Here is an 8182-nt window from a genome sequence, read left to right as displayed (position 1 = left end):
TCCTCACGGAAGGGGCCACGGTCGTGTGTCCGGCAGTCCGCGCATCAGTCGATGACGGCGGCTTCCTTGCGTTCGGTGATGGGGCGGGCGAGTTCCTGCTCGTCACAGATCCGCTGCAGCTTGTCCAGCGTCTCGGCCAGTCCGGGGCCGAGGCGTTTGCCGGGACTGAAGGTGGCGGGTAGATGGCGCATGCCCTGGATGACCCCGATGGTGTCGTAGTGCACAGTGCCCTCGGGATCGCATCGGTAGTCCGGCATCCGGTCGAGCACGGTGGTCAGCATGTCCTTGAACACCACCCGGGCGACGTTCGACCCGATGCAGCGATGCACCCCGATGCCGAAGCTGAAGTGGCGGTTGCCTTTCCGGTCCAAGATCACGTCGTTGGGGTCCTGGAACACCGCCGGATCCCGATTGGCCATGGCCCATGAGATCCACACCCGCTCGCCCTCTTTGAACTGGTGGCCCGCCAGCTCGACGTCGTCGGAGAACGTGCGGCCGTCCCCAGGGGCGGGGGTATAGAACCGCAGGAATTCCTCGGTGGCGGGATCCAGCAGGGTGTCGCGCTCGCGACTGAGTCGCGCACGCTCGTCGGGATGCTCGGAAAGCCATTCCAGCGCATGGGCGGTCAGCGCGGTGGTGGTGTCGAAGCCGCCGCCGATCACCAGTCCGAGCATGCCCAGGATCTCCAGATCGGGAGCCGGTTGCCCGTCGACGCGCAGGTTGATCAGCGCGTTGACCAGACCGGGCTTGGGGTTCTCCCGGATCTCGTTGAGGCGGTTCACCAGATCGATGCCCATCTCACGGTGCTGGGCGGCGACCCGTTCGGCGTCTGGGGAGTGTTCGGGAGTGTAGATCGCTGCGTGCGTCGGCTCGCTGTACATCGCCCAGTTCTTCAGCGGGATACCGAGCAGCGCCATCGTCAGCACCGCCGGAACGACGTTGGCCAGGTCGTCGACGAAGTCGATGCGCCCGGATTCGATCTTCTCGTCGATGCTGGCCCGGGTGATCTCGTGGACGAACGGCTCCCACCGCGCCACCGCTGCCGGCGACAGATACGGATTCAGCGCGCTGCGGTACACCCGGTGTTCGGGATCATCCATCTCCAGCATGCCGCCGCGAACCACCGTGGCCCGGCGCGCGGTCGGGATCGAGATCCCCTTGTAGCCGCGCCGTTCGCCATGGATGTCGTGGTCGTTGGAGATGTGCGGGCAGCGGGCGAGTTCGAACACCGCGTGACTGTCGGCGGCCACCCAATGTCCGCCATAGGTCTCCGACCAGGCGATCGGGCACTTCTCCTGCATCTCCTCGGTGATCTTGGCGAACTGCACCCGATAGTCCGGGGTGTGCCGATCGAAGTGATAACGAGGTTGTCTGCGCTCGTCGTCAGCGGTGGTGTCATCGACGCTCAAGGCGTTGTCTCCCTTGATTTTTCGTGGTCTGATCGGTGATTCGGTGGCTGGCCGTCAGTCGTCCTCGATGACGATGGCCTGCTCGGGGCACGATTGGACGGCTTCACGCACCAGCTCCACTTGATCGGCAGGCACCATCTCGGTCGCCGCCGACGAGCTGCCGTCGATGTCGCTGAGCACGAACATCTCCGGGGCGATCATGGCGCACAGGGTATGGCCCTGGCAGCGTTCCTGGTCAACCCGAACTTTCACGGTGTCCCTTCCGCATCGCTTGGCACTGAGGGGTTTTCAGACGTGGTAGTCGTACCACTTGAGGTAGCCGCCGGCGTCGACCCGCAGCTGCATCCCGGTGACGTAGCGCGCCTCGTCGGATGCCAGCCACAACACCGCGTTGCTGATGTCGAGCGGTTCGACATAGTTCACTTTCATCGCCTGCTGGATTCCGAACACCGGCTCGGCATCGGCGCGGGTCGGGTGTTCGAGGTCCGGACGAAATGACCGGTACATGGGCTCGCTCTGCAGCATGTCGGTGTTGCAGTTGGTCGGGTGGACGACGTTGGCCCGGATGCCCCGCACCGCCAGCTCCGTGGCCAGGTCGTGGACGTAGTGGGAGAGCAGGCGTTTGGCGACCATGTAGGACATCCCGCCGGGGTCGGCGCCCGGATTGTCCTTCTGGTGGGCGTCCATCAACGCTGCCGTCGAACCCGTCGCGATGATCGAGGCGCCTTCTTCCAGATGAGGCAGCGCCACCTGAATCGCGTTGATGGTGCCGATCAGGTTGGTGTTGATGACGTCGCACCAGGCCTGCAGCGGCGGCTGTCCCTTCATCCCCGCGATACCGGCCTGGGCCACGACGATGTCGACCTTGCCGAACTCGGCGAGACCCTGCTCGAGGGCCTGCTTGAGTTCCGCGGCCTCGCGCACATCGGCCTGCGCGGTGACGATGCCCCGACCGGTCTTCTTGACCAGTTCGGCGGTTTCCTCGAGATCGTCGGGTGTGGCCATCGGGTATCCGATGGTCTCGATGTCCCGGCACAGGTCGACGGCGATGATGTCGGCGCCTTCCTCGGCCAGTCGCAGCGCATGGCTGCGGCCCTGCCCGCGTGCCGCGCCGGTGATGAAGGCAACCCTGCCCTGGACTCGTCCCACAGCCGTTCCTCTCTTTAACTGCCCGATGTCGTGATCTGTCGAAAAACTGTGGCTCGCTCGACCGCCACCGGTGCGCAACGCCGTTGCGGGCCGGCGGCACGGTGGTCGGGCCCGGAGCCCGGGCGGCCGGCGGGGCGGGAATGCGCAGGCCACGCCACGTCGCGGCGTCCGCGCCCCATCGCGTCGCCGATCCCGCCGATCTCGGATGTCAAGAATCGCCCTTTCTGATATGAGAACGCTACTCTCGGTGTGATCTGTTTCGCAAGACACTTCGGCGCAATCTGTCTAACTGCGGAGATGTCGCGCCAGGTGGTGTCGCCGGCGGCGTCACCGGTCGCGAGATGTTCCGTCAACGTGGCTTGAGTTCTCATCAGCCGAATGTATGATTCGCCGGAGATGAGAATCGAGTTATCCACCTACTGGAGGAGTTGCTGATGTCGGACGCGACGGCCACCATCGCGGGCGGTGCGCAAGCGGCGGAAAGCCAGGTGTCCGACCGGCACATGCTCATCGGCGGCGAGCTCGTCGGGGCGGCGCACAGGTGTCCGTCGATCAACCCGGCCAACGGTGAGGTCGTCGGATACGCACCCGATGCGGATCTCGCCGACGCGCAGCGGGCGATCGCCGCGGCCCGCAACGCTTTCGACAACACCGACTGGGCCACCAATGTCGAGTTGCGGATTCGGTGCCTGGAGCAACTGCACACCGCGCTCGTGGAGCACAGCGACGATCTGCGCGCACTGACGATCGCCGAGGTGGGCGCCACCCATGCGCTGACCGAGAGCGCGCAACTCGACGACCCGATCAGGATCGTGGGCTACTACGCGAATCTGCTGAAGACGTATCCGATGAGTGAGGACCTCGGCGAGATCGAGAGCCGGGGCCAGCGCCACCACCGCTGGGTGGAGAAGGAAGCCGCCGGCGTGGTGGCCGCGATCATCGCCTACAACTATCCCAATCAGTTGGCACTGGCCAAGTTGGGGCCGGCACTGGCCGCCGGTTGCACGGTCGTCCTCAAAGCCGCTCCCGACACCCCGCTGACCACGCTGGCGCTCGGCGAGGTGATCGCCAAGTACACCGACATCCCGGCCGGGGTGGTCAACGTGATCAGCTCCACCGATGCCGCGGTCGGCGTGGCGTTGACCACCAGCCCCGACGTGGACGTGGTGACGTTCACCGGGTCGACGGCGACCGGCCGCAAGATCATGGCCGCGGCCAGCGAGACCATCAAGAAGGTGTTCCTCGAACTCGGCGGTAAGTCGGCGATGATCGTGCTCGACGACGCCGACTTCACCAACTGCGCCATGATGGCGGCCTTCATGATCTGCTCGCACGCCGGCCAAGGCTGCGCGATCACCACGCGGCTGCTGGTGCCGCGCGCGCATCACGACGAGATCGTCGAACTGGTCAAGAACTTCATGGGCATGGTCCGTTACGGCGATCCGGTCGACCCGGCCACCTACATGGGACCGCTGATCAACGAGGCGCAGCGCGAGAAGGTCGACGGCATGGTGCGCCGCGCGGCCGCCGCCGGTGCGACCGTGGTCCTCGGCGGCAAGAAGGTCGACGGGCCGGGCTTCTTCTACGAGCCGACACTGATCACCGGCGTCGACCCCGACAGCGAGCTCGCCCAGGAGGAGATCTTCGGCCCGGTGCTGGCCGTGCTCGCCTACGACGATGACGACGACGCGGTCCGGATCGCCAACAACTCCATCTACGGTCTGTCCGGCGGCGTCTTCGGCGGCCAGGACCGTGCGCTGGCGATCGCTCGCCGCATCCGCGCCGGGACGATGGGAATCAACGGCGGCAACTACTTCGGCCCGGACAGTCCGTTCGGCGGCTACAAGCAGTCCGGTGTCGGACGCGAGATGGGGGTGGCCGGCCTGGAGGAGTTCCTCGAGTGCAAGACACTCGCGGCGGTCGTGTCGTGAGGCCACTGGCGGGAGTTCGGGTCCTCGAAGTCGCGATGTACGGGTTCGTCCCGTCCTGCGGAGCGGTGCTGGGCGAGTGGGGTGCCGACGTCATCAAGGTCGAGCACGCGGTGACCGGTGATCCGCAGCGCGGATTGCGGCAGACCGGCCCGCTGCGGGTCGAGGGCGACCCGAATCCCAATGTCGAGCACGCCAATCGGGGCAAGCGCAGCATCGGTCTGGACATGTCGGTGCCCGAAGGCCGGGAAGTCCTCTACGAACTCGCCCGTCGATCCGATGTGTTCCTGACCAGCTTTCTGCCCGGGCACCGCACCAAGTTCGGAATCGACGTCGACGACATCCGCGCGGTGAACCCGCGCATCATCTACGCGCGCGGCAGCGCCTTCGGCCCGCGTGGGCAGGAGTCGGAAAAGGGCGGTTACGACATGACCGCCTTCTGGTGCCGGGCCGGGACGGCGGCGACGATCACACCACCGGGAACGGAAGGCATGATCGGCCCGCCCGGCCCGGCCTACGGTGACACCATCTCTGGCACCAATCTCGCCGGCGGTATCGCGGCGGCGTTGTTCTCCCGCGAACGCACCGGAGAACCGTCGGTGGTCGACGTCTCGCTGCTGGGCAGCGGCCTGTGGGCGATGGGCCACACGATTGCGCTGACCCAGCACCTGGGTGAGAGGCTGGTGGCGCCGGTGCCCGGCGTACACGGTTCGCCGATCAACCCGCTGGTCGGGCTCTACGAGACGGCCGACGGACGCTACATCTCGTTCGTGATGATGCAGCCGGGAAAATTCTGGGCCGACGTCTGCCGGCACATGGACATCGCCGAGTACATCGACGACCCGCGATTCTCCTCGGCCGAGCAGATCGCGGCCAACACCGCGGACGCTGTCGAAATCCTGGGCAAGGCGATGAGCACCCGCACGTTGTCGGAGTGGTCGACGCGGTTCGCCACCCTGGCCGGCCCGTGGGCGCCGGTGCAGGACACGCTGCAGGCCGCCGCCGACGCGCAGGTGCGAGCCAACGAATACCTGGTGCAGGCAGGGGAGTTGGAACTGGTGTCCAATCCGGTGCAGTTCGACGTCGCCGCGCCGCAGAGCGGGCCGGCACCGGGATTCGCCGAGCAAACCGACGAGGTTCTCGAAGAACTGGGCTTGGACTGGGACCGCATCATCGAACTCAAGACCGCCGGCGCGGTCACGTAGGTCGCGCCGGAGCCCTCATGCCGCACATCTCCGCCATCGGTACCCACCTACCCCCGTGGGGGTGTGACCCACATCGCATCACCGGCGACGACGAGGATGCCGCCACACTCGCTGTCGAGGCGGGCCGGGCCGCGCTGTCCGAAGGCGGAGCCGTCGAACGCGTCGTCCTGGTCAGCCGAGACCTGCCGCTGCTGGAGAGCAGTAACGCTGCGGTGCTGTTGGCGGGTCTCGGCCTCGACCCCGAGTTGGAGGTCGACGAGCGGCTCGGGGGAGCGCCGGCCACCCTGGACGCGGTCAGTTCGGCCCGGCCGCGGACCCTGGTCATCGGCACCGACCTGGATCCGGCCGGCGCGGCCGCCATCCTGACCGCCGAGAGCGGGCTGCAGGTACGTACCGCGGCGCGGGTGGCCCGCAGCCTTCCGGTGCGCACCCGCACAGCCAGCGGCGTGATCCACGACTACGGCGACCCGCGACTGCTCCACGAGCGCGGCCTGGTCGCCTCCCTGGCGGCGGCCTGGCTCGACACTCCGGTTGCCCTGGCCGGTGTCGATCACGACCGCGCCGTCGAACTGTGCGGCGGCAACCCGCCGGTACTGCCGACATCCGGGGCCAGCGCGGGACTGTTCGCGTTGGCCGCGCTCGCCGAATCGCGCACCCACGGCCCGCTGGTGGCCGTCGAGCAGGCGAGCCTGTCCGGGGTGACGGTGGCCGGCGGCGATGCCGCCGTCTACCGCCGCGAGCCGGCGCCGCGGCCGCGCCCACAGACCCAGGTGGTCCCCGGTACCGAGATCCCGATCTCGCTGGCGGCCTATGAGCGTGCCTTCGAAGCCAAGGTGCGCTGGGAAGCCGGCCGGCACACCGGCAGCGAGGAATGGGACTTTCCGCCGCGTTACCGGCTGGCTGATGACGGCACGTTGACCACCGACTACGACCTGGTGCCGCTGCCGCGGGCGGGCACGGTCTACACCGAAGTCACCGTGCACATCCCGGTGCCGGGGTTGCGCACTCCCTACTCGCTGGTGATCGTCGAGCTCGACGATGTCGGGGTGCGCGCGCTGGTGAAGGTCACCGGCGTCGAGCCGGGCAGCGTGCGGATCGGCGACCGCGGACGGCTCACCCTGCGCCGGGTCGCGCTGAGATCCGGTGTGCCCGACTATGGGTACGCGTTCGAGCCGTACCGGGTCGCCGCCCGCCCGCAGTCGTCGGCTCGATCCTGGGGTGCGGCATGAGACGGGTCGCGGTGGTCGGTGCCGGTATGACGGCATTCGGTGAGCATTTCGCCCTCGGGATGAAGGACCTTCTCCCGATGGCGTTCGCGGATTGCGCGGCCCGGGTCGACAAAGGCATCAACAAGTCCGAGATAGACGCGGCCTGGTTCGGCGCGATGGGAACGCCCGACGGGTTCCCGGCGGGCATTCTGGCTGACTCGTTGGGGCTGTCCGAGCTGCCGGTTACCCGGATCGAAAACTCCTGTGCCACCGGCAATGACGCTGTCCGTAACGCCCTCTACGGGATCGCCTCCGGTGCAGCTGATGTCGCTCTGGTGATGGGTGCCGACAAACTGCGCGAGACCGCGTCCAAGCAATTGCTGTGGGAATGGGAGGCGATGGCCCGCGACATGGCGTGGGATTACCCGCTGGGGTTGGTCGCCCCGGCGGGGTTCGCTCTCCACGTTGCGCGGTATTTGCACGAAACCCCGGCCACCCGCGAGCACATGGCTATGGTCGCAGTGAAGAACCACCGGCACGGGGTGTCCAATCCGAAAGCGCGGCTTCGGTTCGAGGTGACCATTGACGAGGTGCTCGCCGCACCGACGGTGGTGACGCCGTTCGGGCTCTACGATTGTGCACCCCAAAGTGACGGTGCTGCAGCACTTTTGTTGGCAGCCGAGGATGTGGTGGACCGCTACACCGATCGTCCGGTGTGGATCCGCGGTGTCGGGCTGGGGCTCGACTCGGTGATGCATCAGCACAAGTCCGACATGACCACCTTCCTGGCGACGATACGCGCGGCGAAAAGAGCGTTCCGGATGGCGGACCTGACGCCTGCGGACATCGATGTCGCGGAAGTTCATGATTTCTTCACCGGCATCGAGCTGATCAGTTATGAAGATCTCGGCTTCGCCGAACCTGCGGAGGCCTACAAGTTGATGGAGGCCGAGGTGACGTGTGTTGGCGGAGCCCTGCCGGTGAATCCCAGTGGCGGACTGAAGGCCAAGGGCCATCCGCCCGGTGCCACCGGGGTCGCGCAATGTGTGGAGCTCTTCGACCAACTTCGTGGTGAGGCCGCCAACCAGGTGGACGGCGCGCGAATCGGACTGGCCCACAACATCGGTGGACCCACGGCCGTGGCCGCGGTGACGATCCTGGAAGGACCCGGTACCGATGACAGGTGAGGGAGCCGATCGTTGGTCGCCGGGGATCGCGTTGAGTGGGCTGTCGAGCCCGATGGCGGCTGTTGGTGGTTTGTTTGCGATGTCGGCTGATGCGGT

7 protein-coding genes and 1 pseudogene are annotated in these 8182 nt (G+C 67.0%); 5 read left to right on the top strand and 3 right to left on the bottom strand.

The features are described from left to right. Nucleotides 1-44 precede the first annotated feature (44 nt). From MSZK_RS20450 to MSZK_RS20440, 3 genes are read right to left on the bottom strand one after another with little or no spacing between them, the layout of a single operon-like run. Entirely contained in the window at nucleotides 45-1409 is a 1365-nt protein-coding gene (locus tag MSZK_RS20450) for a cytochrome P450 (RefSeq protein WP_099250460.1), read from the bottom strand. Between the two features lie 54 nt (nucleotides 1410-1463). Continuing rightward, nucleotides 1464-1661: a ferredoxin gene (locus MSZK_RS20445; RefSeq protein WP_099250459.1), complete on the bottom strand. Its 198-nt coding sequence runs from the start codon at nucleotides 1659-1661 to the stop codon at nucleotides 1464-1466. Nucleotides 1662-1697: 36 nt separating this feature from the next. Next, nucleotides 1698-2558, bottom strand: coding sequence for a mycofactocin-coupled SDR family oxidoreductase (locus tag MSZK_RS20440; RefSeq protein WP_099250458.1), 861 nt, complete (start codon nucleotides 2556-2558; stop codon nucleotides 1698-1700). Between the two features lie 434 nt (nucleotides 2559-2992). On the opposite strand from MSZK_RS20440, the gene MSZK_RS20435 reads away from it, so the two are divergent. From MSZK_RS20435 to MSZK_RS33140, 5 genes and pseudogenes are all read left to right on the top strand, one after another. Beyond that, nucleotides 2993-4489: an aldehyde dehydrogenase family protein gene (locus MSZK_RS20435; protein ID WP_099250457.1), complete on the top strand. Its 1497-nt coding sequence runs from the start codon at nucleotides 2993-2995 to the stop codon at nucleotides 4487-4489. Then, the gene (locus MSZK_RS20430) at nucleotides 4486-5691 is read left to right on the top strand and encodes a CaiB/BaiF CoA-transferase family protein (RefSeq protein WP_099250456.1); all 1206 of its coding nucleotides are present in this window, start codon (nucleotides 4486-4488) and stop codon (nucleotides 5689-5691) included. Before MSZK_RS20435 ends, MSZK_RS20430 begins: the two co-directional genes overlap by 4 nt. Nucleotides 5692-5708: 17 nt before the next feature. Further along, nucleotides 5709-6920 (top strand): OB-fold domain-containing protein, encoded by a 1212-nt coding sequence (locus MSZK_RS20425; RefSeq protein ID WP_099250455.1) that lies wholly within the window; start codon nucleotides 5709-5711, stop codon nucleotides 6918-6920. After that, nucleotides 6917-8086 carry a thiolase gene (locus MSZK_RS20420; protein WP_099250454.1) on the top strand — a complete coding sequence of 390 codons (1170 nt, stop codon included), beginning with the start codon at nucleotides 6917-6919 and terminating at the stop codon, nucleotides 8084-8086. Before MSZK_RS20425 ends, MSZK_RS20420 begins: the two co-directional genes overlap by 4 nt. Further along, a pseudogene (locus MSZK_RS33140) lies at nucleotides 8076-8182 on the top strand (ABC transporter permease); the annotation flags it as partial. The gene MSZK_RS20420 and the pseudogene MSZK_RS33140, both read left to right, overlap by 11 nt.

This window comes from Mycobacterium sp. shizuoka-1 (genome assembly GCF_002723835.1).
In the GTDB taxonomy this organism is placed as follows: Bacteria; Actinomycetota; Actinomycetes; order Mycobacteriales; family Mycobacteriaceae; genus Mycobacterium.
The sequence above is the reverse complement of the archived record's forward strand: the minus strand, read 5'-3'. Positions and strand labels throughout refer to the sequence as shown.

Bases quoted from the DNA above. Each gene is read 5' to 3' on its own strand.
- MSZK_RS20435 (WP_099250457.1), top strand. From the start codon at position 2,993: ATGTCGGACGCGACGGCCACCATCGCGGGCGGTGCGCAAGCGGCGGAA.
- MSZK_RS20420 (WP_099250454.1), top strand. From the start codon at position 6,917: ATGAGACGGGTCGCGGTGGTCGGTGCCGGTATGACGGCATTCGGTGAG.
- MSZK_RS20425 (WP_099250455.1), top strand. From the start codon at position 5,709: ATGCCGCACATCTCCGCCATCGGTACCCACCTACCCCCGTGGGGGTGT.